Here is a 24,303-nt window from a genome sequence, read left to right as displayed (position 1 = left end):
CGACTTCCCCGGAAGTCGACACCCCAACGCGGGATCACGGCGTGAACTCACCCTCCAGCATCTCGGTGACCAGCGCCGCCACGGGTGAGCGCTCCGAGCGGGTCAACGTCACGTGGGCGAACAACGGATGGCCCTTGAGCTTCTCGATCACCGCGGCCACCCCGTCGTGCCGCCCGACCCGCAGGTTGTCGCGCTGGGCGACATCGTGGGTGAGCACGACACGGGAGTTCGCACCGAGCCTGGACAGCACGGTGAGCAGCACGTTGCGCTCCAACGACTGGGCCTCGTCGACGATCACGAACGAGTCGTGCAGGGAACGGCCGCGGATATGGGTCAGCGGGAGCACCTCCAGCATTCCCCGCTCGGTGACCTCTTCGAGGACGTTCTCGCTGGCCAACGCGCCCAGCGTGTCGAAGACGGCCTGAGCCCACGGCGCCATCTTCTCGTTCTCGCTGCCCGGCAGGTACCCGATTTCCTGACCACCGACGGCGTACACCGGCCGGAAGACCACGACCTTCCGGTGCTGCTGGCGTTCCAGCACGGCTTCCAACCCGGCGCACAGCGCGAGCGCGGACTTGCCCGTACCGGCTCGTCCGCCCATCGACACGATGCCTACATCCTGGTCGAGGAGCAGGTCCAGCGCTATTCGCTGCTCGGCCGAGCGACCGTGGAGTCCGAATGCCTCCCGGTCACCCCGGACCAACTTGACCTGCTTGTCCGCCGTCATCCGCCCCAACGCGCTCTGCGAGCCCGCCAGCAATCGAAGCCCGGTGTTGGCCGGCAGGTCCCGAGCGTCGTCCAGATCGGCCACGCCCTCCTTGAACAGGCTGTCGATCGCATCCGGCCCGACGTCGAGGTCGGCCATCCCGCTCCAACCGGTCGAGATGACGTCCTGCGCCCGGTACTCCTCGGCCTCCAACGCCACCGAGGCAGCCTTCACCCGCAGCGGCATGTCCTTGGTCACCAGAGTGACCTGGTGACCGTCCGACGCGAGGTTCAACGCGCAGGCCAGAATCCGGGCATCATTGGAGTCCGTCCGAAAGCCCGGCGGCAGGACCTCCGGGTCCGAGTGGTTGAGCTCGACGTGCAGTCGTCCGCCCTCGTCCCCGACCGGTACCGGCTCGTCGAGCCGGCCGTGGTGAATTCGCAGCTCGTCGAGCTTCCGGAGCGCTTCCCGGGCGAACCAGCCGAGTTCGGGATGGTGGCGCTTGCCTTCCAGCTCACTGATCACGACCAGCGGAAGCACCACGTCGTGCTCGGCGAACCGGACCATCGCCCATGGATCGGACAGCAGCACCGAGGTGTCGAGCACGTGGGTTCGAACTGCCGCGACGGTCTCGGTACCGCTAGCGGTCTTCCCGGGTCCGGTGTCCGCGGCGCCTGCCGGGGCATCCGGTCGGGGCTGGGAGCCTTGGGGCTGGGAACGTCGTGTGGTCACGGCTACTCCCTCGCGAGTGTGGCGAGCACACCCGCTCGTCGGCGGGCCGGGCCTGTCCCTGCCGAACTGCGGCCGAACCGGTGCTCCGGTCCACCGCAGCCGTCGAGGGCCGCGGACCGGCCCTCGCGACCACGACGGACGGTAGAACGTCCGATCTTGCCTACAGCCACGGTCAGGGCCTCCCGGACGGGCCGCATTCGGTCATGCATGGGGACGACCCGTCACCCTGGACGCTACCTCTGAGATTCGCTCCCGACAGGCGACCACACAGGTGATTCAGCGAGTCGTCAACTCCACTTCACATACCAGCAAGTACGGAATACCGATTGTGGTCCTGGCAGCGCGGGCCCATGGAGACCTGACCGGGGCGGATCGGTGATCACCAGCGAAGTGGCTGGTCACGTCGTTTCCTCGCAGTTTGCCGTCGCGTCGCCTAAGCGCTCGGAACGGAGCGCAGTGGTCGGCACCGCGGGTAGCCCGCAAGATCAGCCCGCTCACCTTTTCGAGTGCATCTCCGCCACTTCTCTTGGCTCTCATTACTCCCAGTGTCATAACAGTACGATCAGCGCCCAGCACCTCTTCTCGCGCGGAATCCAGTTCGCACCCAGGGAGGCGCGGATCGCCCGAGGTGACAACTCGCCTCTCGCCAAGAAATCCGAAGCCGGCAACATCCGTCTGCTTTTATCCCCACTCACTCGATCCGGTAAGTCTTTGTTCGAGACGATCACTTTCGGCTACTACCAACGGCTGAAAATTGCGGGCGCAATCAATTATTTCGCAAATCCAACCGCAGTCATCCCGGTCAGACTTGAGGGCCGAGAAGAACAATCACACGATGGTGTTACTGAGCTTTTCTCGGACCGCAAGCATGGATAGATTCCACGATGAGTGCCCTCGGCAACTCACGGGGTGTTCGTATCCGAGGAATGCGCACTTGAGTCATCCCATCCAACAAGGAGCAGCGAAGTGCTGAAGAAAGCAGTGGTCGTCGCAGGTGCCGCGGCCGGTCTCATGGCCCTGGCCCCGGTCGCCAACGCCGACAGCGCGGACAACGACGGCGTGAACGTCCTCAACGACAACAACATCAGCGTCCTGCCGGTCCAGGCCTGCGGCAACAACGTCGCCGTGCTCGGCGCCGTCGTGCCGATCCTGTCGCCCCAGAGCAACGAGTGCGTCAACGCTCCGATCGTCGACCACCCGTCCATCAAGGGCTGACAACACCATCGTCCCGTCACTTCGGGGCACCGAAAAAGGGCGTCGGGCTACGCGGTCCCGACGTCCTTTTTCGCATCGATGCCTTCATTGGCGGGACGCTCGACGAGGCGCCGGAACCAAACCTCGGCCGCCGGCTCGAAAAAAAGACACACCATCGGGCTACGGAGTTTGGGATTCCTTTCACGCGAAGGTAATTTTGCGCGCGAATCCAGTCCCGGGTTCCGGTGTCGCTCCGTCCACTCGTCGACGAAACACCGCACCGCCGAGATATTCGGTAATCCAGAGGAGAGTGAACGAAGTGCTGAAGAAAGCAGTGGTCGTCGCAGGTGCCGCGGCCGGTCTCATGGCCCTGGCCCCGGTCGCCAACGCCGACAGCGCGGACAACGACGGCGTGAACGTCCTCAACGACAACAACCTCAGCGTCCTGCCGATCCAGGCCTGCGGAAACAACGTCGCCGTGCTCGGCGCCGTCGTGCCGATCCTGTCGCCCCAGGACAACCAGTGCGTCAACGCTCCGATCGTCGACCACCCGTCCGTCAAGGGCTGACGACCACCCCACCGCGACTCTTGATGGCCGGGCCCCGATCGCGGGCCCGGCCATCAAGGGTTCCTCCGGCTCCGGTCGACAGCCGCCGTTCGTACCGGTTGCAGGGAATCACCGGTTGCAGGGAATCACCGGGCAGCAGGAGCACCCGGGCAGCAGAAGCACCGGGCGACGGCAGCGGCACGCCGAGTCAGCCGCCGAACCTCCGGTGCCTGGCCGCGAACTCCCGCAGCGCCCGTAAGAAATCGACGCGCCGGAACTCCGGCCAGTACGCCTCGCAGAACCAGAACTCCGAGTGTGCGGACTGCCACAGCATGAACCCGGAAAGTCGTTGCTCGCCGGAAGTGCGGATCAGCAGGTCCGGATCGGGCTGCCCGGAGGTGTACAGGTGTTCGCCAATGTGTTCGACGTCGACCGACTCGGCGAGTTCTTCGATGCTCGTGCCCGCCTCGGCGTGCTGCTGAAGTAGTTTGCGCACGGCGTCGGCGATCTCCTGCCGACCGCCGTAGCCGACGGCGACGTTGACCTGCATCCCGCTGCGCCCCTCCGTGCGCAGGGCCGCGGACGACAGCCGCGCCGCCATCTCGGTGGGCAGCCTCTCCAACGCACCCACGATCCGGACTCGCCACGGCGTGCTCGGGGCGGTGAGGTCGTCGACCACCCCGGAGATGATCTCCATCAAGAGATCGATCTCCTCGTTGGTGCGGTTGAGGTTGTCGGTGGACAACAGCCACAGGGTCACGACCTCGACCTGGGCTTCCCGGCACCAACCGAGCAGATCCTCGATCTTGCGGGCCCCCGCCCGGTGACCTAGATCGACATCGAGACCTGCTTCCTTGGCCCATCGGCGGTTCCCGTCCAGGATCACACCGACGTGCCTAGGAGACCGCGCCCCATCGAGCTTGCGAAGGAGCCGCCGCTCGTAGACGTCCAAGATGAGTTCTCGTATCCGAGCTTTGAGCGCCACGTTTCGCGAGCTTACGCGGGTCGGAACGCCCGCCTGATTCCTCCCTGTTCGTGCGAATTCGCCCGATGAGACACGCATCGCCGCACGACGATGCACGTCGAGTCGACGGGTACCAGTAACCTGGGGCCGTGAGCAGTGACGTAAGCGAAACCGCCGGCAGTCGCCGTGCCATGTCCACGGTCAAACCGCGGATGCGCGGCTGGATCCACCTGTGGTCCCTCGTGGTCGCCCTGGCCGCGGGTGCCACCCTCATCTCCTTGGCCGCGGCGACGGTCTCCCCCGCGGCCGCGTTCGGGACCTCGGTCTACGTCGCCACGGTCCTGGGCCTGTTCGGGATCAGTGCGCTCTACCACCGCAAGACCTGGGAGTCGGTCGGCGCGCGCACGTGGATGCGGCGTCTCGACCATTCGATGATCTTCCTGTTCATCGCGGGCACCTACACGCCGTTCGCGATGCTCGCGATGAAACCCACCACCGGGAGCGTCGTGCTCGCGGTGGTCTGGATCGGGGCGCTCGGCGGTGTCACCCTCAAACTCGCCTGGCCGAACGGGCCGCGCTGGGTCGGTGTGCCCGTCTACATCGCGCTCGGCTGGGTGGCCGTGTTCGTGCTCCCGGACCTGCTGGAAAACGCCGGGGTGGCAGCCTTGGTCCTGCTGGTCGTGGGCGGTCTGCTCTACACGTTCGGGGCCATCTTCTACGCGGCGCGCTGGCCGGACCCGTGGCCGAAGACGTTCGGCTACCACGAGTTCTTCCACTCGGCGGTCTCGTTGGCCGCGATCTGCCACCACATCGCCATCTGGCTGGCGCTCTACTCCTGAGGGACGCCGGCCCCGCCCGCGGAGGGGGGCCGGCACCGCGACCGCGCCCGACGACCGGGCGCGGTCCGGCGCTGGAGGTGCTCAGGAACGCAGGGTCGATACCAGATCGTCGACCGAATTGACCGGCTGCTCGCACACGTATCCGCGGCACACATAAGCCGCCGAGGCCTGTTCGACGAGCGGCCGGTCCGACAGCAGCGGAATGTCGGGGCTTTCCGGTTCCCCCGCGACCGCCACCGCGCCGCCGGGCGCGAACCGCCTCGCGGCCGCGAGCAGGTCGGCGCGGCCACCGTCATCCGCCTCACCCACCACGGCGATCTGCAACGGGCCATGCGTCAGGGCTTCGGCCGCGGAAAGCCAGTGCCCCGCGAACCGCGGCGCCCGCTCGACCAGCAACCCCGCCCGGGAGAGCGCCTGTTCGGCGGCCTGACGCAGCCGCGAGGAACGGTCCGGTCCCGCGAGCGCGGATGCGGTCAGCAACGCTGACGTGGTGGCGGCCGCACCCGATGGGCTGGCGTTGTCGGTCGGGTCGGAAGGACGCCGCACGAGCGCCTCGGCGTCGGCCGCGGTGTCGTGGAAGACGCCCACGTGCTCGGGATCGGCGAACTGCTCCAGCGCGGTGTCGAGCAACCCGTCTGCGGTGTCGAGCCAGCGCCGTTCCCCAGTGGCCTGGTGCAGGGCCAGCAACCCCTCGGCCAGGCAGCCGTAGTCTTCGAGGACTCCGGCCGCGTCCCCCACCGAGCCGTTTCGGGAGCTGCGCCGCAGCCTCCCGTCGACGAGGTGGTGGTCCACCAGCAGGCCGGCGGCCCGTTCCGCGGCCGCCAGCCATTCGGGTTCGTCCAGTACCCCGGCCGCCTCGACGAGCGCGGTGATCGCCATACCGTTCCACCCGGTGACGACCTTGTCGTCGATGCCCGGTTGGGGGCGCCGCAACCGGGCATCGAAGAGGATGTCCCGCACGCGTTGCCAACGGGCGTGATCATCGGGGTCGCGCGGGAGCTGGAGGGTGGAGGAACCGTGCTCGAAGGTCCCTGCCTCGGTGACTTCGAACAGTTCGGCAGCCCACTGCGCGTCGGCGTCTCCCAGGGCCTCGCGCAGGTCTTCGGGCGTCCACACGTAGGTCAGGCCCTCGACCCCTTCGGTGTCGGCGTCCAACGACGCCGCAAAGCCTCCTTCGGCCGTGCGGAGCTCCCGCAGGAGGAATCCCGCGGTCTCGCGGGTGACCCGTTCGCCGAGGGCGCTCCCGCGCCGCGCCAGGTGCGCGTAGGCGCGCAGCAGCAGGGCGTTGTCGTAGAGCATCTTCTCGAAGTGCGGAACGACCCACCGGGCGTCGACGCTGTAACGCGCGAACCCACCGGCAAGCTGGTCGTAGATACCTCCCCTGGCCATCGCCTCGCAGGTGCGTTCGGCCATCTTCCAGGCCGTCTCCCCGGTCGATTCGTCACCGACCCGCTCGTGGTGGCGCAGCAGGAACTCCAGGACCATCGACGGCGGGAACTTCGGTGAGTCGCCGTAACCAGCGTTGGTTGCGTCGAACTCGCCGTTCAGCCGCTTGACGGCGGATGCGATGACTTCCGCGTCGAGCGACCCCTCCGGCAGGTGCGGGCTCTGCGCGGCCAGTTGTTCGACCACACGGGCTGCGGCGGCCCGGACCTCGTCACCGCGTTGTGTCCACGCGTCGGCGACCGCGTCGAGCAGTTGCCGGAAGGAGGGCATCCCGTGCATGGGAGCCGAGGGGTAATAGGTGCCGCAGTGGAACGGTTCACCGCCGGGAGTGAGGAAGCAGGTCATCGGCCAGCCGCCCTGCCCGGTCATCGCCTGAGTGGCTTCCATGTACACGGCGTCGACATCGGGGCGTTCCTCGCGGTCGACCTTGATGTTGACGAAGAGCTCGTTCATCACCGCCGCGGTCTCGGCGTCTTCGAACGACTCGTGCGCCATGACATGGCACCAGTGGCACGCCGCATAGCCGATCGAGAGCAGCACGGGCACATCCCGGCGGCGAGCCTCCGCGAACGCCTCCTCCGACCACGGCCACCAGTCGACCGGGTTGTCGGCGTGTTGCAGCAGGTAGGGGCTGGTCGCATCTGCCAGATGGTTTGCCATACGACCACCCTCCCACTCGTCGACGAGGCCGCAAACCAAGGCGGTCACCTGCCGACCTGGTAAAACGTCCGTGTCCGCCCGGTCTGGCCGGACCGGGCGGACACAGCAGCGGAAAGATCCCGAACGGCTCGCGGGGCACCGGCCGTTCCGGGAGCTGCTAGCTGCCGGAAGTACCTTCGCGCGGGCTACCTTCACGCGAGGTCTCGCCAGCGTCGGTCTCACCAGCGTCGGTCTCACCAGCGTCGGTCTCACCAGCGTCGGTCTCACCAGCGTCGGTCGACGCAGCGTCGGTCGACGCAGCTCCGGCTTCGCTGCCGGTTTCCCGGGTGCGCTTGGCCCTCGCCGGCGCGGCGGTTTCCGCACGCTGCTCGTCGAACTTCACGGGCAACGCCTTGAGGTGCTTGGTCATCGACTTGACCAGCAGCGCCACCGCGATGCCGAACAACACCAGCAGCAACAGGCCCACCGGGGAGGACTTGCCGAAGTCCGCGCCTTCCCCTCCCGGTGCTTGGGCCAGCACCTGGACGGCCGTTTCCTGCGCACTCATGAATAGACCTTCTCATGCACGCCTGAGAACAGGTCGTCCTCGGGCAGGGTGGTATCGACCAGCGAACGGACCAGTTCGTACTCCTCGGTCGACCACAGCTCGCGTTGGAGCTCCGGCTCGACCGCGAACCACCGGCTCGTCGGATCGATCTGAGTCGCGTGGGCCCGCAGTGCGTCGTCGCGCGCCTCGAAGTACTCCCCGCACTCGACCCACGTGGTGACCCGGTCACCGATGTCCGGGCGTTCCGACGCCTCCCACTTCCGCAACCAGTCCCCGTAGGGGGATTCGCGGCCCCGCTCGATCAGCGCATCGTGGAACAGCTGCATGCGCTTGCGGGAGAAACCATGCGAGTAGTAGAGCTTCAGCGGCTGCCAGGGATCGCCCGCCTCCGGATGCAGCTCCGGATCGCCGGCGGCGTCGAAGGCCGCCATGGAGACCTCGTGGCAGCGGATGTGATCGGGATGCGGATACCCGCCGTTCTCGTCGTAGGTGATCACGACGTGCGGCCGGAACTCCCGCATCACCTCGACCAGCTTGGCCGTTGGTTCCTCCGGCGGGACCACCGCGAAGGAACCCTCCGGAAGCGGCGGAGGCGGATCGCCCTCCGGCAGGCCGGAGTCGATGAAGCCGAGCCACCGGTGCCGCACCCCGAGGATGCCCGCTGCCGTGGCCATCTCCTGCTTGCGGATCTCGGGCAGGTTCGAGACCACCTCCGGCCGGTCCATCGCCGGGTTGAGGATGCTGCCCGCTTCACCTCCCGTGCAGGTGACGACCATCACTTCATGGTCTTCGGCCACGTAGCGGGCCGTTGTCGCCGCTCCTTTGCTGGACTCGTCGTCCGGATGCGCGTGCACCGTCATCAGACGCAGCTTCTCGGCCATCGCCCGGCTGTCCCTCCTGCTTGAAGAGCTGCTGGAAACGCGTGTCTACTTGCTGGCGTGTCCGGTTGCTCGGGTGTCCACTTGCCAACGTGCCCACTCACCGGGGTGGCGAGCGCAGGCCTGCCTCGTCAAACGCCATCACCCGCGGTCGCGACCTCGGATCACGCCGCACTCCGGGGACACGCCGCACTTCGGGGACCACGCCGTACTCCGGGGACCACGCCGCACTTCGGGGACACGCCGTACCCCGGGGATCACGCCGTACCCCCGATCCACCGATCGCGGGCAAAGCCACCCGGCAACACTCAACGCCGGTGTCGTCTCCTATTGTTCCCGGGAGGTACGACGAAAGTCGGCAGGGCCCCTTCAACTCGCCCGCTGCCGAACCGAGTCCGCGAAAGGTTGGCGCAGCGGTGACCCAGCAGCTGCCGGAAGGTCGCTACGGCGCGCGGGCGCGCACGCGGCGACGTCCCGTGCTGCGCTGGCTGTTGACCGGCACGGTACTGGTCGTCCTCGTCATCGCTTCGATCGTGAGCTACCGGAACATCGGCAGTGCCCCGATCGAGGGAAAGCAGGTCGCGTTCGAGGTCCTCGACGAGAGCTCGGTGCGGATCACTTTCCAGGTACGTCGCGACGAGCCCGAACGCCCGGTCGACTGCGTGGTGCGCGCGCGCTCCGAGGACGGCGCCGAAATCGGTCGCAAAGAGGTGTTCGTCCGACCTTCCGAGGGGACGTCGACCATCGCGGAAACGGTGTTGCGGACTTCCGCACTGGCCACCACGGGGGAGGTGTTCGGCTGCACTTACAACGTTCCTGAATATTTGTCCACCCATGCACGGCCAACCGGGTGAAGACAGCACTGCGTCGCCGAGGCCGGAAAAATTCCGCGCCAGGGCGCGCTCTCTTGTGCTATCGTATTAAGTACAGCACGGCCCCAGCGCGGGCCGTGTTTTTCCGTTCCAGTCCGAGACTGAAATGCAGGAGCGGATGTTGTCGGCCCGTGGAAAGCACGACGCCGCCGTAGACGAGGAGTGGTGACCGTGAGCGAGACCCAGGTGACCTGGCTGACCCAGGATGCTTTTGACCGGCTCAAGACCGAGCTGGACGAGCTTGTGGCCAACCGCCCGGTGATCGCCGCGAAAATCAACGAAGCGCGCGAAGAAGGCGACCTCAAGGAGAACGGTGGCTACCACGCGGCCCGCGAGGAGCAGGGCCAGCTGGAGTCCCGCATCCGTCAGCTGCAGGAACTCCTGCGCACGGCACAGGTCGGCGACACGCCCACGGAATCCGGCGTCGCCATGCCCGGCTCGGTTCTGACCGTCCGCTTTGACGGCGAGGACGAGACCGAGAAGTTCCTCCTGGCCAACCGAGAGGAAGGCGCGCACGGCGACCTGGAGGTCTACTCCCCCAGCTCCCCGCTCGGGCAGGCGCTCGTCGAGGCCAAGGAAGGCGAGACCAGGGAGTACGAACTGCCGAACGGTGGCACGATGCAGGTGACCCTGGTCCGGGCGGAGCCGTTCACGGGCTGATCCGAATCATGCTTCCGCCGCGGTCGTCCGGCCGACAACGCTGGACGACCGCGGCGCTCGTGCGTCGTCGCCGGGCGCTCTTGCGTGGTGGTGTGGCTTTCTCATTTGAATAGCCGCCCGCCATTTTCGATCGAACGTTTCGAACTTTCCCATCCCGCGCGCTTTCGCGCGGAATCGGCGAAGTCGTTACCTCCGACCACGTATCCGGAATACTCGTCGAACTCGCCGAAAGATCGTACGAAGTTCGTTCCGACGCCACCCGCACCACAGGTGCTTGATCCTTTCTGAGCGTCTCCCGAAACGGGATCTTCCGGACGGGCGCGGCCCGATCGTGAAGGCGGCCCGATCGTGAAGGCGGGGGGACAACCCGAGCGACGCCTTTCCGACCGGGACCGGCGCCACACGCGGTTCGCCGCAGCAGCTCTCAGTCGCCCGTCCCGCCCTCGGCGATCCGCCGCAACAACGGATGCACCCGGGCGGGTACCGGCGTGGAAAGCGCGATCGAGGTCGAGGTGTGCCGCACCTCCGGCACCGACACGACCTGGTCGATCACGTCCTGCAGGTCCGCGTTCGAGCGGGCCACCATGCGCACCAGCAGATCACCCTGCCCGGTCGTCGCGTGCACCTCGCAGACCTCGTCGATCGCGGCGAGCTGCTCGGAGACGTTCCCCCGCTGCCCTTGGGCGATCTCCAGCACCGCGAACGCGGTCAGCCCGAACCCCATCGCCGAGAGATCCAGTTCGGGCGGGAAGCCACGCAGGAGGCCGCGTCCGGTCATGCGATCCAAGCGGGCCTGGACCGTGCCGCGAGCGACTCCGAGCCGCCGGGAGCACTCCAGCACGCCGAGCCGTGGCTCGTCCGAGAGCAACAGCAGCAGTCGCGCGTCCAACGCGTCGATGCTCGCCCCGTTCAGCTCGGCGGTCACGGCTCCTCCTTGCTGTTTGTGTCCAGTTCCGAACCGAAATCCGACCATGAGCAAGGCAATTTGTACAGCGCCATCGTCGTCTGTTGCTCAGCATGCCCCGGAGGCGCACCCTGACCGCATCACATCCCACTTCCTAGGAGGCAGCGTGACCGGCACCGTCAATCACGGCAGCCAGACCGGGCAACTCGACGACGTCACCTTCGACCAGATGCAGCGGCTCGTCGGTCTGGTCGAACACGATTCGTCCAAGGACCCGTTCCCGGTCAAGGCCATGGACGCGGTGGTGTTCGTCGTCGGGAACGCCACCCAGAGCGCGCTGTTCTACCAGGTCGCCTTCGGCATGGAGCTGGTGGCGTACTCCGGTCCGGAGCACGGCAACCGCGACCACAAGGCATACGTGCTGAAGTCCGGCTCAGCACGATTCGTACTCAAGGGAGCGGTCGACCCGCGGAGTCCGCTGGTCGACCACCACGGGCAGCACGGCGACGGGGTGGTCGACCTGGCGCTGCAGGTCGCGGACGTCGACCAGTGCATCGAACACGCCCGTGCACAAGGCGCGACCGTGCTGGAAGAGCCGCACGACGTTTCGGACGAGCACGGCACCATCCGAACGGCCGCGATCGCCACTTACGGCGAGACCCGGCACACGCTCGTCGACCGTAGCCGGTACGACGGCCCCTACCTGCCCGGCTACGTCGAGCGGCACGGAAGCTACGCCAAACCTGCCGACGCGCCCAAGCGCTTGTTCCAGGCCGTCGACCACTGCGTCGGCAACGTCGAAACCGGCCAGATGGACCGCTGGGTCGACTTCTACAACCGGGTCATGGGCTTCGTGAACATGGCGGAGTTCGTCGGTGACGACATCGCCACCGACTACTCCGCGCTGATGAGCAAGGTCGTGGCCAACGGCAACCACCGGGTGAAGTTCCCGCTGAACGAACCCGCGGAGGGCAAGAAGAAGTCCCAGATCGACGAGTTCCTCGAGTACTACACCAGCTCCGGGTGCCAGCACATCGCGCTCGCCACCGGCGACATCCTCACCACCATCAAGGCGATGCGCGCCGCCGGAGTGGAGTTCCTGAACACTCCGGACTCCTACTACGACGATCCCGAGCTGCGTGCCCGCATCGGTGAGGTGCGCCTGCCGATCGAGACGTTGAAGGAGCACGGCATCCTCGTCGACCGGGACGAGGACGGCTATCTGCTGCAGATCTTCACCAAACCGATCGGCGACCGCCCCACGGTCTTCTACGAGTTGATCGAGCGACACGGCTCGCTCGGCTTCGGCAAGGGCAACTTCAAGGCCCTGTTCGAGGCGATCGAGCGGGAACAGGAGCTTCGCGGCAACCTCTGATCAAGCCGGCTCAACGCTTGGCCAGCACGGTGAAACCCGCGGAGCTCAGCGACGCGACGACCCGTTCCCGGTGCTCGGGACCGCGGGTTTCCAGGCTGATCTCGACATCGACCTCGCCGAGCGCGAGCGCACCGGACACCCGGGAGTGTTCGATGTCGAGCACGTTCGCCTCCAGCTGGCCCAGCTGGGCCAGCAGCGTGGCGAGCGCCCCGGGCCGGTCCGGCAGTCGCATGCTCAACGACAAGTACCGCGCGGCGGAGGTCATGCCGTGCCGGATCAGCTGCAACAGCAGCAGGGGATCGATGTTGCCACCGGAGAGCACGGCCACCGCCGGGGCGGTGATCCGTTCGGGATGATCGAGCATCCCGGCGACCGCGGCGACTCCCGCCGGCTCGACTACCAGTTTGGACCGTTCCAGGCACAGCAGCAGCGCACGGGACAGCGATTCCTCACTCACGGTCAGCATGTCGTCGACGAGTTCGGACACGTGCTCGAAAGTGATTCGGCCGGGCTCCGCCACCGCGATGCCGTCGGCCATCGTGTGCGATTCGGTCAACTGCACCGGCTTGCCCGCGGCCAGCGATGCGGGCCACGCGGCCGCCTGCTCGGCCTGTACGCCGACGACGCGAACTCCCGGGTCATGTGCCTTCACCGCAGCGGCGATGCCGGCGACGAGACCACCGCCACCGACCGGGACCACGATGGTGCGCACCTCGGGTTGCTGTTCGAGGATCTCCTGCCCGACCGTCGCCTGTCCCGCGATGACGTCCTCGTGGTCGAACGGGTGGATGAATTCGGCCCCCGTGCGCTCGGCGTGCTCTCGGGCGGCGTTCAGGGTCTGCGAGAGCATGACCCCTTCGACGCGGACCTCGGCGCCGTACGCTTCGGTCGCGGCGAGTTTCGGCAGCGGCACGCGTTCGGGCATGAACACCGTGGATCGGATGCCCAGCAGCGAAGCCGCCAGCGCCACTCCTTGCGCGTGGTTTCCCGCGCTCGCCGCCACCACTCCGGCCGCGCGTTGTTCGGCACTCAGCCGGAGTAGTCGCACGTAGGCGCCCCGGAGCTTGAACGAACCCGTGCGCTGGAGGTTCTCGCACTTCAGGTGGACCGTGCCGCCGCAGTGCGCACCCAACACCCTGGAATGCTCCAACGGCGTCCGGCGCACGGTGCCGTCGAGTTCCGCGGCGGCAGCTCGGATCTTGTCCGTTTCGAGCAGTCGCATGGCGCAATCGTGCCACTATGTCGGAGAATCCACTTCACCGATCGGGCCGTTGGGTATTCTCGCGACCGCAGAGTCGGCCGCGATTCGCTCGAACCACGGCGACGCGATTTCTCGACGCCATTCTCTGGAGGACGCGATGGCACCGCTTACCCCTTCGACGGGCGCGTTCGGGTTCGCCTTCGGGATCGCCACGGCGGCGATCCTCTCGGGAGGCGCGATCACCGCGGTGCTGCAGTCCGGCTGCGACGACCCGGGCGCTTACCACTTCCGGAGCGGGATCGTGGAACTTGCCGGTAGCTGCGTCCAACCGGACGACTTCCCCGTGCCCGCCGAGCGCCCGGACACCTCGCCCCGGCCGCTCGGCAGCGCGGATGCCACGTTGGCGCCGTGACCGGAGGGATTCGCCGACTGGTCAGGGGCACGGGCCGCGATCGACGCCGTGCGCGAGTGCGGTCCGTGCCCGACCAGCGCGCGCCCGCTCGGTCAGCGCGCCCTCGTCAGCCGAGGGCCGCGAGCAGATCGTCGATCAGGTCGTCGCCTTCTTCGATGCCCACCGAGAGCCGGACCAGGTCGGCGGGAACCTGCAGCATGGACCCTGCCGTGCTCGCGTGCGTCATCTTGCCGGGGTGTTCGATCAGCGACTCCACCCCACCGAGCGATTCGGCCAGGGTGAACAGCCTGGTGCGGGAGCACACGTCCAGGGCGGCCTGTTCCCCGTCCACGTGTGTGAACGCGACCATTCCGCCGAAGCTCCGCATCTGCTTGTCGGCGACCTCGTGGCCCGGGTGGTCTTCGAGCCCCGGGTAGTACACCTTGCCGACCTTGGGGTGGCTGTTGAGGGCCGCGACGATGCGTTCGGCGTTGTCGCTGTGGCGTTCCATGCGGACCGCGAGGGTCTTGAGCCCGCGCAGCGTCAGCCAGGCGTCGAACGGGCCGGGTACGGCCCCCGCACTGTTCTGCAGGAAAGCAACCTGGTCGGCCAGTTCGTCGTCCGAGGTGACCACCGCGCCACCGACCACATCGGAGTGTCCACCGAGGTACTTGGTCGTCGAGTGCACGACCACGTTCGCGCCGAGTTCCAACGGCTTCTGCAAGTACGGCGACGCGAAGGTGTTGTCGACGACCAGCGTCGTTCCCACGTCGTGCGAGAGCTGGGCCAACGTGGCGATGTCACCGATGTTGAGCAGCGGATTGGTCGGGGTCTCGACCCAGATCACCTTGGTGTTGGGGCGGATCGCCTGCCGCGTCGCTTCCACATCGGACACCGGAACGGGCGTGTATTCCACGCCCCACGACGTCAGGACCTTGTCCACCAACCGAAAGGTTCCGCCGTAGGCGTCGTCCGGGATGATCATGTGATCGCCGGGACGCAGGGCGGCGCGCAACACCGCGTCGGTAGCGGCCATGCCGGAGGAGAACGCGCGGGCACGCGTGCCGCCTTCCAGCTCGGCGAGGCATGTTTCCAGGGCCGATCGCGTGGGGTTTCCGGTCCGGGAGTACTCGTAGCCGGACCGCATTCCGCCGACGCCGTCCTGGGCGTAGGTCGAGGTGGCGTGGATGGGCACGATCACCGAACCGGTCGTGGGGTCCGAGTCCTGACCCGCATGGATCGCGCGGGTAGCGAAGCCGTCACTCATACGAGCAGCGTACGACCCCAGCATCAAGTGCGGCGTTTCGGGCTGGTACGCCAACGGCCCCCGACCTCGGTAGGTCGGGGGCCGTTCATCGGACTCTGGCGTCAGTCGCTCACCACTCCGGTGTCAGCAGCTCACCACTGCGGGGGCTGCTGGCCCTGCTGCGGCGGCTGACCGTACGGACCCGGCTGACCGGGCTGCGGCTGACCGTGCTGCGGCTGACCCGGCTGCGGCTGGCCGTAGGGACCCGGCTGGCCCGGCTGCCCATACGGACCCGGCTGACCGGGCTGCGGTGGCTGACCGTAGGGGCCCGGCTGACCAGGGTGGGGCTGACCGGGCTGGGGCTGGCCGGGCTGGGGCTGGCCGTACGGGCCCGGCTGACCCGGCTGCGGGAAGCCTCCGGACGGCGGGCCGGGCTGCTGGGGCTGGCCCGGCTGCGGCTGGCCGTAGGGACCCGGCTGGGGCTGACCCGGCTGCGGCTGGCCGTACGGACCCGGCTGACCCGGCTGGGGCTGACCGTACGGGCCCGGCTGACCAGGCGGGAAGCCACCGGCCTGCGGCGGGGGCATACCAGGCATTCCGTCGGCGGGCACCACGAGCGTGCCCATGATCTTGTCCGCCCAGGTCTGCTTCTTGGCGTCCCACAGCGGAGCCAGGAAACCGATCGGAAGGCCGCAGATGATCACGTCGACGATGTGCAGGAACTGGCGACCGATCGCGGGCCCGACGCCGATCGGCTGCCCGGTCTGCTCGCTCACCAGCTTGGTGTTGGCCTGCCCACGACCGAGCGACTGGCCGGTGGAGCCCTGCAGGAAGCCACTGTTGTAGATCGTGAATCCCAGCGCGCCGAGCGCGCCGAGCACGTACAGGACAACCGCGACAACGCCCCCGACGATCATGCTGATCACCATGAGGATCGTCATGACCCCGCCGGGAATCAATCCGTCGATCAGCCAGCTCTGCGCGCGGGCGCCGAACTCGACCGGCCGACCTCCCATGCCGCCTCCGGGCGGGGGGCCCGGCTGCTGGCCGTGGGCCTGCGGCGGCGGGGCACCGTAACCACCGGCCTGCGGGGCCGGGAATCCACCACCCGGCGTGCCCTGCGGGGGCTGAGCGGGAAAACCGCCCGGCTGGCTCTGGGTTCCCGGCTGGTTGTACATCGGCTGCGGGGGCTGCATCGTCGGCGGCACCATCGCGGTGGCCTCGCCACCGCCGGGATTGCCGCCTCCCGCGTTCGCGTCGCCAGGGTTTCCGGCCAGTCCCGGCTGCTCGTACATCGGCTGCGGTCCCGGCCCGGCGGGCTGCACCACCTGCGTCGAGTCCGCCGGAGCCTGCTGCTGACCCTGCGGGGGCTGCGCCGGGCGGACGACCTGCGTGGCTTCCCCACCGGAAGCCTGGCCGGACTCCTCCGGATCCATCCGTGAAGAGATCATCTGCGTGGATTCCCCACCTGAGGCGGCGGGATCAGCAGGAGTGCCGCCCGGCTGCGCGCCGGATTGCTGCGGCTGTTCTTCCTGCTGGCCGCCGTCCGGTGGCTGCGGAGAGCTCATCGGGTTTCCTAACCCCCTTGGGCATTCAAAACCAAAGTCCTGGGCGTGTGCTCCACACACGCTATCCGATAGCGGATCAGTGTTGGTTCAGCGCGTAACACTCATCAGCCACCGGCGATAAAGCCGAGCACGTCCTGCCGCGTGACGACACCGGCAGGCTTGCCGTCGATGAGGACCATCGCCGCATCGGCGTTGGTCAGCTGCGACAGCGCATTGCTGATCTCCTCACCGGCTCCGATACTGGGCAGCGGCGGTGACATGTGCTGGTCGAGCCGGTCGGCCAGTTGCGCCCGGCCGGCGAACAGGGCGTCGAGCAGGTCCCGCTCGTTGACCGCGCCCGCCACTTCCGCTGCCATTACCGGCGGTTCGGCGTTGACGACCGGCATCTGCGAGATGCCGAACTCGCGGAGGATCGCCACGGCTTCGGCGACCGTTTCGTTGGGGTGAACGTGCACCAGCTCCGGGATGGTTCCGTCCTTGCGGCGAAGCACGTCGCCGATCGAGCCGCCCCCGTGGTCCGGCGAGAGGAACCCGTACTTGGCCATCCAGGAGTCGTTGAAGACCTTCGTGAGGTAACCGCGTCCGCCGTCGGGCAGCAGCACGACGATCACGTCGTCCGGGTCGGCGTGCTCGGCGACCCGGAGGGCGGCCGCCACCGCCATCCCGCACGAACCGCCCACCAGCAGCGATTCCTGCCTGGCGAGTTCGCGGGTCATCACGAACGAATCCGCGTCGGAGACCGCCACGATCTCGTCGCAGATGTCGCGGTCGTAGGTTTCGGGCCAGAAGTCCTCGCCGACGCCCTCCACCAGGTAGGGCCGGCCCCGGCCGCCGGAATACACCGATCCTTCCGGGTCGGCACCGACGATCCGGACCTTGCCGTCCGAAACCTCCTTGAGGTAACGCCCGGTGCCCGAAATCGTGCCCCCCGTACCGATTCCGGCGACGAAGTGGGTGATCTTCCCCTCCGTCTGGCGCCAGATCTCCGGTCCGGTGCTGTGGTAGTGGGATTCCGGGTTGGACTCGTTGGCGTACTGGTTCGGTTTCCACGCTCCGTCGATCTCGCCGACCAGCCGGTCCGAGACGCTGTAGTAGGAGTCCGGGTGCTCCGGCGAAACCGCCGTGGGGCAGACGACCACTTCCGCCCCGTACGCCTCCAGTACGTTGCGCTTGTCCTCGCTGACCTTGTCCGGGCAGACGAACACGCATCGGTATCCCTTGCGCTGCGCGACCATCGCCAACCCGACCCCGGTGTTGCCGGACGTCGGTTCGATGATCGTGCCGCCCGGGCGGAGATCACCGGCGGCTTCGGCGGCCTCGACCATCCGCAACGCGATGCGGTCCTTCACGCTGCCGCCGGGGTTGAAGTACTCGACCTTGGCCAACACGGGTGTCGCGCCCTTGGCCAGCGTGTTCAGCCGGACCAAAGGGGTGTTGCCGACCAGGTCGGCAACGTGCTCGGCATAGTCCACCGCGGGGGTCCTCCCACTCGTCACCAACTGTGCCGCCGAGCCTATCTGTCCGCCACGACCGACCCGCGTGCGCGATCCGGCGACACTCCGATCGGAGCAGCCGCAGGTGGAAACCAATCCGGCCGCTGATGCGTATCTTCGTTGGGAGGACGGTGCGATGGGGCCGCGCCACGGGAGGAGCGATGATCGGGGCACGGGTGTTGCGGTTGGCCATGTTCGCCGCCGGTATGGCGGGCGGGCTCTCGGGTGCGGCATACGGGCTGCTCAACGGCCAGTCCCGATATGCCCGGCGGGTCATCGGACCGCCTTCGGCGGAGCCGCCGCGAGCCGACGGGGTCTATCTGTCCGACGGCGCGGGGCCGGTGGCACGAGCCGCGTTTCCGGCCGGTGCGGAACCGCTCGAACTGGCCGTGCTGGGAGATTCCTCGGCCGCCGGGTTGGGCGCCGAGCTGTCGGAAGAAGTTCCCGGGGCCAGGATCGCGCGTGGCATGGCCGAAGAGCTCGAACGCCCCGTGGCACTGAGCACGCACGCGATAGTCGGTACCACCTCGCAGGGAATCGCGGCGCAGGTGGACGCGGTCCTGTTGTCGCCGCCGAGGGTCGTGCTGATCATCGTCGGCGCGAACGACGTCACTTCTCGGTTGCCGATCCCCGCTGCGGCCGAGCTCCTAGGCGATGCCGTGGAACGGCTGACGGCTGCGGGCGTGACCGTGGTGACGGGGACCTGTCCGGATCTCGGCGCGATCCGGCCGATCCCGCAACCGCTGCGTTCGGTGGCCCGGTCGTGGAGCCTCCGGCTCGGCAAGGCCCAGCGCCTGGCGGTGGACTCGGCGGGCGGCCATGCGGTCCCGATGGCCGACCTGCTTTCGCCGGAGTTCCTGACCCGCCCGAACGAGTTCTTCAGCCCGGACCACTTCCACCCTTCGGCTGCCGGCTACCAAGCGGCGGCCGACATCCTGCTCCCGGTGATCTGCTCGGCGATCGGGGAATGGGAGGGCGGCTCGGTTCCCGAGCCGCCGACCCGGTCGGCAGCGGCGGAGGCGCGCAGGCCAACGAGTCGTGTCGTCGCGCGGCTGAACCGCCGATTCGGCCTCCGCCCCATGACGTGATGCCGATTACAGCCGCTCGGGGCTGGACGAACCGCATCATCGGGCCGTAGACATACCGAGTGGTCGGTCGGTATTGCCCGTGGTCCACCTCACCGCGAGGATGAGCCCGAGCGGACATACAGTGTCCCCGAACAGAGTTACCGACCGGTAACACGCTGGCGGGCTCGCGCGACCGACCACGACCAGCACCTCACCCGATGCCGTTCACGGTGGACGAAGGAGTTCGCACCATGACCGAAGCAGTGATCGTCTCGACCGCGCGCTCGGCGATCGGCCGAGCGGGCAAAGGCTCGCTGAAGGAGCTCCGCCCCGACGACCTCACCGCGCAGATCGTCCGGGCTGCCCTGGACAAGATCCCGGAGCTGGACCCCACCGAGATCGACGACCTGATGCTGGGTTGCGGCCTGCCCGGCGGTGAGCAGGGCTTCAACATGGGCCGCGTCGTCTCCGTCCTGCTCGGCTACGACCACCTGCCCGGCACGACCATCACCCGATACTGCTCCTCCAGCCTGCAGACCAGCAGGATGGCGCTGCACGCCATCAAGGCCGGTGAGGGCGACGTGTTCATCAGCGCCGGCGTGGAGGCGGTGTCCCGCTTCGCCAAGGGCAACTCCGACTCGCTGGACGAGACCCAGAACCCGCTGTTCGACCAGGCGCAGGCCCGCACCCAGCGGACCGCCGAGCAGGGCGCCGAAGAGTGGACCGACCCGAGGTCGTTCGACGAGCTTCCGGACGTCTACATCCCGATGGGGCAGACCGCCGAGAACCTGGCCCGCGCCAAGGGAATCAGCCGCGACGAGATGGACGACTTCGGCGTCCGCTCCCAGAACCTCGCGGAGAAGGCGATCGCGAACGGCTTCTGGTCCCGCGAGATCACCCCGGTCACCACCCCCTCCGGCGAGGTCGTCGACACCGACGACGGCCCCCGTGCGGGTGTGACGAAGGAAGCGGTCTCCGGACTCAAGCCCGTCTTCCGCCCCGACGGCCGGATCACCGCGGGTAACTGCTGCTCGCTCAACGACGGCGCCGCGGCCCTGGTCATCATGAGCGACACCAAGGCCAAGGAGCTCGGCCTCACCCCGCTCGCACGGATCGTGTCCACCGGCGTGTCCGGCCTGTCCCCCGAGGTCATGGGCCTCGGCCCGGTCGAGGCCACCAAGCAGGCTCTCTCCCGCGCGGGAATGGGCATCGGCGACATCGACCTGGCCGAGATCAACGAGGCGTTCGCCGCGCAGGTGATCCCCTCCTACCAGGAACTCGGTCTGCCGGTGGAGAAGCTCAACGTCAACGGCGGCGCGATCGCCGTCGGCCACCCCTTCGGCATGACCGGGGCGCGCATCACCACCACGCTGCTGAACTCGCTGCAGTGGCACGACAAGCAGTTCGGCCTGGAAACGATGTGCGTCGGCGGCGGTCAGGGCATGGCCATGATCGTCGAACGTCTCAGCTGAGTCCGTGACGCGAAAGGGCGCCGCCCTCCCGAGAGGAGGACGGCGCCCTTTCGCTTACGGTGTGCGGCTCGAGCCGCTTCCGAGGAACGGACTGCTCAGTCGTTCTGGAAGTACGACAGCAGACGCAGGATCTCGATGTAGAGCCATACCAGGGTGACCATCAGACCGAAGGCGACGTACCAGGCTGCCTTCGCGTCCACGCCGTTGCGAATGGCCTTGTCCGCGGCGTCGAAGTCCAGCAGGAAGCTGAACGCTGCGATGCCGATGCAGAGTAGGCTGAATCCGATCGCGAGCGGGCTGCCATCGCGGATCCCGATGCCGCCTTCCATGAAGAAGCTCGCGACGAGGTTCACCAGCATCAGCACCGCGGCACCGGCCAGCGCGCCGATGATCCACTTGGTCAGCTTGGGAGTGACCCGGATCGCACCGGTCTTGTAGACCACCAGCATCGCGGCGAAGACACCGACCGTGCCCGCGATCGCCTGCAGAATGATGCCGGTATTGCCCACCATCGTGGCGAACAGGTAGCTGATCCCACCGAGGAACACGCCCTCGACCGCCGAGTAGGCGATGACCAGAGCCGGGCTCACCTTCTTCTTGAAGATGATGACCATCGAGATGACCAGGCCGATCAGCGCCGCGGGCAGCGCCAACCCGACCGCTGCGGGGCCGATCATGAACGTCGCCGCGCCGGTGATCACCGCCAGGGCGAGCGTGATCGCGGTCTTGGTGACCACGTCGTCGATGGTCATCGGCCGCGAGGTCTGCTGGGCAGTGGGCGTCTGGCCGAACTGGGCGCCGATTCCGCCGCCCTGGTTCTGGCCGTAGTTGAAGTTCGAGTTCCCGCCGGTGGCCGGCAGGTTCTTGAACGCGGGGTTGCTCGTTGTGCGCAACTCATCCTCCTGGGCGTGCGTGCGCCGTCACCGGTACAACGGTCGGGACCGTCGACGGGTTCCCCTTACTGGTAAACGTGACTTTACTCGCTTCACTGATCCCGACTTCTCAAGGTCGGAACCTACTCGGTACCGACCAAAGACCAAGTAACGATCACATCGCGTCGCCAACCTCGCGAGCACGCTGCGGCAGGTCACCGACCACCCGTACCGGTCGGCCGCAACCTACGGCCGATCCGGTGAGTGACCTCACCGCGCGCCCCGTTCCGATCAGCCCTCCGTAGCCACGCCGGTCCACCGTATGACCTCTTGTAACCACGTTCCGTAACGAGAAGTATCGCGGCGGGTGTCCGCACGCCTCGGCGGCCGGGGAATTTTCTCCCCCGAGCTCGCCCGGACGGCACGCGCACGAACCCGCTCGATCTCGACGACCGGAACTGGAGCCCACGCATGCGCACGTTCAGAAGGTTGGCCACGGCGGTATTGGGAACCGCCGCTCTCGCCGGCGGAACGTTACTCGCCGCGCCGGCGAGCGCCCTGGCCGCTCCCCAAGAGGGCGTCGGACACGAAACCCGGCCGGGGCAACCGTACGGCGGCCAGGAACGGTCTCGCGACTGGCTCGGCTCCTACGAGGTCAACGGTGAGCAGGTCTGGTGCGTTCAGTTCGCGCTGACCGCGCCGGACAGCGGTGAGGAGTACCAGCCCGGCGACGAGCTCCGAACCAAGTGGGGAACTCCGCTCCCCGACGACATCGCGGCCAACATCTCCTACCTGCTGCTCCGCCACGGCAACACCACCTCACCCGACGAAGCCGCCGCCCTCGCGCACCTGCTGCACTCCTGGACCGCGGCCCCACGCGACGAATCCGACCTCGACCCGGCCAACAGCTTCCGGACGATCGGCTACGACATCGACTCGCACTTCGAGAAGCTGCCGCAGGCCGCCAAGGAGGCGGTCGACCGGCTCCGCACGGATGCCGAGGCGAACCGCGGCCCCTGGACCGCCGCGCTCACCGCGCCCGAAGGTGAGCAGACCATCGACCGGACCGACGAGTGGACGCTCACGGTCGAGCGCTCCGACGGCCACGGCGTCAGCGACGTGCCGGTGAACCTGCGGGCCACCGATGCCACCATCGAAGGCGTCGGCGAGAACGGCACCGTCACCACACCCGCCGACGGCAGTCCGTTGACGTTGCGGGTCACCCCCACCGGTCCCGAACCGTCCATCGACGGTGAACTCGCCGCCCCCGCCGAGCACCCCTACGTGCGCCAAGCGGTGAACCAGCCCGACACCACCCAGCGTGTCGTCTCCACCGGCGGCGAACAGCAGCTCGCGGTGAACGCGTCGACGACCGCGGTCACCGCACCGGGTGCCGTGCGGATCGCGAAGATCGACGCGGAGAGCGAAGCGGCCATCGCCGGAGTAGCGCTCCGCGTGACCGGAACCGACGGTGGACCCGCCGTGCGGCAGGACGGCAGCCCGCTGGTCGGCGCCGACGGGGAGCCCGCGGTGGTCACCACCGGGGACGACGGCACCGCGACCGTTCCCGACCTGCGCACTCCGCAGGAGATCCGCATCACCGAGGTCGCCCCGGCGCCCGGCTACGAGGAAGCGTTCGACCCGGAGCAGCCGCCCTCGGTGTCCGGCACCGTGACGCCCGGTTCCACCCTGGCGCTGAGCCTGCTCAACGAGGCCAACACCCCCACGGTTCCGATCGAGATCCCCGCGGGCGACCCCTCCTTCCGGGGCGAGACGGTGCAGCTCGGGGTCACCGGTGACCACGGCCTGACCGCCGCGGCTTGGATCGGCCTCGCCGGTCTCGCGACCGCGGGCGCAGCGGCGGGTGCCGGTACCGCGTTGCGCCGACGCGGGGCATTCGGCGGACAACGATGAGGGAACCGTCGCCGCGCCGACGTTGGCGGCTGACCACGCTGGTGCTGGCCGGCGTGGTCGTGCTGGTCGCCGTCGCCGGGATCCTCGCGAGCGCCTTGGTTCGGGGTGCGGAGCAGCCCGGAGTGGGCGCGGCACCGACACCGCCGCGGGCGAGCGCCACGACGGCCTCGCCGAACCCGGGAACCGAGGAGCAGGAACCCGCCGTCCAGCCGGTGCACCACCCGGCCGGGCAGCCACCGGGCACCGTACGGCTGCCCGAGGGCGGCACGGCCGATCTGGTTCGTCGGGAGCTCGAAGCTTCCGGCACCCTGCCGGTTCCCGACGGAGTGCGGGAAGCCACCTGGTGGGGTGCCGGGCTCGATTCGCCGAAAGGTGCGACCGTGCTCGCCGGGCACGTCAACTGGAAGGGCGCCGTCGGCCCGTTCGCCGAGCTGTGGCGAATCCGCGACGGTGCGGACGTGACCGTCGTCGACAACCACGGCGAATCCTGGAAGTACCGGGTCACCGAGGTGCACTCCGTCGGCAAGGACGAACTGCCCGACCGGGCAGCGGACCTGTTCGGGCAGGGCGGTCGGCACCGGCTCGTGTTGGTGACCTGCGGCGGCGATTACGTCGGCGGCGAAACCGGGTATTCGGAGAACCGCATCGTGGTGGCCGAACCGGTCACCTGAGACCGCGCTCGGCGGCACGAACGGGGCCGCGACGACGACGGGCCCGCGATCCGGTGATCGCGGGCCCGTCGGGTGAGGCGAGGT

23 protein-coding genes are annotated in these 24,303 nt (G+C 68.1%); 12 read left to right on the top strand and 11 right to left on the bottom strand.

Annotated elements, in window-relative coordinates; all coding sequences use genetic code 11:
- Nucleotides 1–34 precede the first annotated feature (34 nt).
- Nucleotides 35–1,438: a PhoH family protein gene (locus tag ACYVAN_RS07965; protein ID WP_460957260.1), complete on the bottom strand. Its 1,404-nt coding sequence runs from the start codon at nt 1,436–1,438 to the stop codon at nt 35–37.
- 375 nt (nt 1,439–1,813) lie between these two features.
- Here ACYVAN_RS07965 and ACYVAN_RS07960 point away from each other — a divergent pair, with 375 nt between their 5' ends.
- The 3 genes from ACYVAN_RS07960 to ACYVAN_RS07950 all read left to right on the top strand — a co-directional run bounded on the left by ACYVAN_RS07960 (nt 1,814) and on the right by ACYVAN_RS07950 (nt 3,200).
- Nucleotides 1,814–2,314 carry a hypothetical protein gene (locus ACYVAN_RS07960; protein WP_460957258.1) on the top strand — a complete coding sequence of 167 codons (501 nt, stop codon included), beginning with the start codon at nt 1,814–1,816 and terminating at the stop codon, nt 2,312–2,314.
- A 90-nt stretch (nt 2,315–2,404) separates the two neighbouring features.
- Entirely contained in the window at nt 2,405–2,653 is a 249-nt protein-coding gene (locus ACYVAN_RS07955; RefSeq protein ID WP_460957256.1) for a hypothetical protein, read from the top strand.
- Nucleotides 2,654–2,951: 298 nt separating this feature from the next.
- Nucleotides 2,952–3,200: a hypothetical protein gene (locus ACYVAN_RS07950; RefSeq protein WP_460957254.1), complete on the top strand. Its 249-nt coding sequence runs from the start codon at nt 2,952–2,954 to the stop codon at nt 3,198–3,200.
- A gap of 187 nt (nt 3,201–3,387) precedes the next feature.
- On the opposite strand, the gene ACYVAN_RS07945 is transcribed toward ACYVAN_RS07950, so the two are convergent.
- Entirely contained in the window at nt 3,388–4,164 is a 777-nt protein-coding gene (locus ACYVAN_RS07945) for an isoprenyl transferase (RefSeq protein WP_460957252.1), read from the bottom strand.
- Between the two features lie 128 nt (nt 4,165–4,292).
- Here ACYVAN_RS07945 and trhA point away from each other — a divergent pair, with 128 nt between their 5' ends.
- Nucleotides 4,293–4,982 carry a PAQR family membrane homeostasis protein TrhA gene (gene trhA, locus ACYVAN_RS07940; protein ID WP_460957250.1) on the top strand — a complete coding sequence of 230 codons (690 nt, stop codon included), beginning with the start codon at nt 4,293–4,295 and terminating at the stop codon, nt 4,980–4,982.
- Nucleotides 4,983–5,063: 81 nt separating this feature from the next.
- Here the strand turns inward: trhA and ACYVAN_RS07935 are convergent, their stop codons facing one another.
- The 3 genes from ACYVAN_RS07935 to mca form a co-directional block, all read right to left on the bottom strand.
- The gene (locus ACYVAN_RS07935; RefSeq protein WP_460957248.1) at nt 5,064–7,088 is read right to left on the bottom strand and encodes a thioredoxin domain-containing protein; all 2,025 of its coding nucleotides are present in this window, start codon (nt 7,086–7,088) and stop codon (nt 5,064–5,066) included.
- 157 nt (nt 7,089–7,245) lie between these two features.
- Nucleotides 7,246–7,635: a hypothetical protein gene (locus ACYVAN_RS07930; RefSeq protein WP_460957246.1), complete on the bottom strand. Its 390-nt coding sequence runs from the start codon at nt 7,633–7,635 to the stop codon at nt 7,246–7,248.
- Nucleotides 7,632–8,516, bottom strand: a complete 885-nt coding sequence (gene mca, locus ACYVAN_RS07925) for a mycothiol conjugate amidase Mca (protein WP_460957244.1) — start codon at nt 8,514–8,516, stop codon at nt 7,632–7,634. Before mca ends, ACYVAN_RS07930 begins: the two co-directional genes overlap by 4 nt.
- Nucleotides 8,517–8,929: 413 nt before the next feature.
- On the opposite strand from mca, the gene ACYVAN_RS07920 reads away from it, so the two are divergent.
- Nucleotides 8,930–9,367: a DUF4307 domain-containing protein gene (locus ACYVAN_RS07920; RefSeq protein ID WP_460957242.1), complete on the top strand. Its 438-nt coding sequence runs from the start codon at nt 8,930–8,932 to the stop codon at nt 9,365–9,367.
- A gap of 189 nt (nt 9,368–9,556) precedes the next feature.
- The gene (gene greA / locus ACYVAN_RS07915; protein ID WP_460957240.1) at nt 9,557–10,045 is read left to right on the top strand and encodes a transcription elongation factor GreA; all 489 of its coding nucleotides are present in this window, start codon (nt 9,557–9,559) and stop codon (nt 10,043–10,045) included.
- 424 nt (nt 10,046–10,469) lie between these two features.
- On the opposite strand, the gene ACYVAN_RS07910 is transcribed toward greA, so the two are convergent.
- On the bottom strand, nt 10,470–10,970 hold the full coding sequence (locus ACYVAN_RS07910) for an Lrp/AsnC family transcriptional regulator (protein WP_460957238.1): 501 nt from the start codon (nt 10,968–10,970) through the stop codon (nt 10,470–10,472).
- A 145-nt stretch (nt 10,971–11,115) separates the two neighbouring features.
- Here ACYVAN_RS07910 and hppD point away from each other — a divergent pair, with 145 nt between their 5' ends.
- The gene (hppD, locus tag ACYVAN_RS07905; RefSeq protein ID WP_460957236.1) at nt 11,116–12,324 is read left to right on the top strand and encodes a 4-hydroxyphenylpyruvate dioxygenase; all 1,209 of its coding nucleotides are present in this window, start codon (nt 11,116–11,118) and stop codon (nt 12,322–12,324) included.
- Between the two features lie 10 nt (nt 12,325–12,334).
- On the opposite strand, the gene ilvA is transcribed toward hppD, so the two are convergent.
- On the bottom strand, nt 12,335–13,546 hold the full coding sequence (ilvA, locus tag ACYVAN_RS07900; RefSeq protein ID WP_460957234.1) for a threonine ammonia-lyase: 1,212 nt from the start codon (nt 13,544–13,546) through the stop codon (nt 12,335–12,337).
- 136 nt (nt 13,547–13,682) lie between these two features.
- Between ilvA and ACYVAN_RS07895 the strand changes: the two genes are divergently transcribed.
- Nucleotides 13,683–13,937 (top strand): hypothetical protein, encoded by a 255-nt coding sequence (locus tag ACYVAN_RS07895; RefSeq protein WP_460957232.1) that lies wholly within the window; start codon nt 13,683–13,685, stop codon nt 13,935–13,937.
- A gap of 106 nt (nt 13,938–14,043) precedes the next feature.
- Here the strand turns inward: ACYVAN_RS07895 and ACYVAN_RS07890 are convergent, their stop codons facing one another.
- The 3 genes from ACYVAN_RS07890 to ACYVAN_RS07880 form a co-directional block, all read right to left on the bottom strand.
- A complete protein-coding gene (locus ACYVAN_RS07890) occupies nt 14,044–15,183 on the bottom strand; it encodes a cystathionine gamma-synthase (protein ID WP_460957230.1) in 1,140 nt (379 codons plus the stop codon).
- Nucleotides 15,184–15,314: 131 nt separating this feature from the next.
- Complete coding sequence (locus ACYVAN_RS07885; RefSeq protein ID WP_460957228.1) at nt 15,315–16,730, bottom strand: RDD family protein; 1,416 nt, start codon at nt 16,728–16,730, stop codon at nt 15,315–15,317.
- Nucleotides 16,731–16,834: 104 nt separating this feature from the next.
- The gene (locus ACYVAN_RS07880; RefSeq protein ID WP_460957226.1) at nt 16,835–18,202 is read right to left on the bottom strand and encodes a cystathionine beta-synthase; all 1,368 of its coding nucleotides are present in this window, start codon (nt 18,200–18,202) and stop codon (nt 16,835–16,837) included.
- Between the two features lie 182 nt (nt 18,203–18,384).
- Between ACYVAN_RS07880 and ACYVAN_RS07875 the strand changes: the two genes are divergently transcribed.
- Together ACYVAN_RS07875 and ACYVAN_RS07870 are read left to right on the top strand one after the other, a co-directional pair.
- Nucleotides 18,385–19,311 (top strand): SGNH/GDSL hydrolase family protein, encoded by a 927-nt coding sequence (locus ACYVAN_RS07875; RefSeq protein WP_460957224.1) that lies wholly within the window; start codon nt 18,385–18,387, stop codon nt 19,309–19,311.
- A 230-nt stretch (nt 19,312–19,541) separates the two neighbouring features.
- Nucleotides 19,542–20,762, top strand: coding sequence for an acetyl-CoA C-acetyltransferase (locus ACYVAN_RS07870; RefSeq protein WP_460957222.1), 1,221 nt, complete (start codon nt 19,542–19,544; stop codon nt 20,760–20,762).
- 95 nt (nt 20,763–20,857) lie between these two features.
- Here ACYVAN_RS07870 and ACYVAN_RS07865 read toward each other — a convergent pair whose 3' ends face one another.
- Nucleotides 20,858–21,655 carry a Bax inhibitor-1/YccA family protein gene (locus tag ACYVAN_RS07865; RefSeq protein WP_460957220.1) on the bottom strand — a complete coding sequence of 266 codons (798 nt, stop codon included), beginning with the start codon at nt 21,653–21,655 and terminating at the stop codon, nt 20,858–20,860.
- Between the two features lie 450 nt (nt 21,656–22,105).
- On the opposite strand from ACYVAN_RS07865, the gene ACYVAN_RS07860 reads away from it, so the two are divergent.
- Together ACYVAN_RS07860 and ACYVAN_RS07855 are read left to right on the top strand one after the other, a co-directional pair.
- Nucleotides 22,106–23,548 carry an MSCRAMM family protein gene (locus tag ACYVAN_RS07860; protein ID WP_460957218.1) on the top strand — a complete coding sequence of 481 codons (1,443 nt, stop codon included), beginning with the start codon at nt 22,106–22,108 and terminating at the stop codon, nt 23,546–23,548.
- Nucleotides 23,545–24,219, top strand: coding sequence for a class F sortase (locus ACYVAN_RS07855; RefSeq protein WP_460957216.1), 675 nt, complete (start codon nt 23,545–23,547; stop codon nt 24,217–24,219). The genes ACYVAN_RS07860 and ACYVAN_RS07855 overlap by 4 nt, the downstream gene beginning before the upstream one ends.
- Nucleotides 24,220–24,303 lie beyond the last annotated feature (84 nt).

The organism is Parasphingorhabdus pacifica (genome assembly GCF_054779195.1).
The sequence above is the reverse complement of the archived record's forward strand: the minus strand, read 5'-3'. Positions and strand labels throughout refer to the sequence as shown.

Coding starts and splice junctions, on each gene's coding strand:
- ACYVAN_RS07885 (WP_460957228.1), bottom strand. CDS start 16,730: ATGAGCTCTCCGCAGCCACCGGACGGCGGCCAGCAGGAAGAACAGCCG.
- ilvA (WP_460957234.1), bottom strand. CDS start 13,546: ATGCGACTGCTCGAAACGGACAAGATCCGAGCTGCCGCCGCGGAACTC.
- ACYVAN_RS07935 (WP_460957248.1), bottom strand. CDS start 7,088: ATGGCAAACCATCTGGCAGATGCGACCAGCCCCTACCTGCTGCAACAC.
- mca (WP_460957244.1), bottom strand. CDS start 8,516: ATGGCCGAGAAGCTGCGTCTGATGACGGTGCACGCGCATCCGGACGAC.
- ACYVAN_RS07895 (WP_460957232.1), top strand. CDS start 13,683: ATGGCACCGCTTACCCCTTCGACGGGCGCGTTCGGGTTCGCCTTCGGG.
- ACYVAN_RS07875 (WP_460957224.1), top strand. CDS start 18,385: ATGATCGGGGCACGGGTGTTGCGGTTGGCCATGTTCGCCGCCGGTATG.
- ACYVAN_RS07860 (WP_460957218.1), top strand. CDS start 22,106: ATGCGCACGTTCAGAAGGTTGGCCACGGCGGTATTGGGAACCGCCGCT.
- ACYVAN_RS07855 (WP_460957216.1), top strand. CDS start 23,545: ATGAGGGAACCGTCGCCGCGCCGACGTTGGCGGCTGACCACGCTGGTG.
- ACYVAN_RS07890 (WP_460957230.1), bottom strand. CDS start 15,183: ATGAGTGACGGCTTCGCTACCCGCGCGATCCATGCGGGTCAGGACTCG.
- ACYVAN_RS07870 (WP_460957222.1), top strand. CDS start 19,542: ATGACCGAAGCAGTGATCGTCTCGACCGCGCGCTCGGCGATCGGCCGA.
- ACYVAN_RS07930 (WP_460957246.1), bottom strand. CDS start 7,635: ATGAGTGCGCAGGAAACGGCCGTCCAGGTGCTGGCCCAAGCACCGGGA.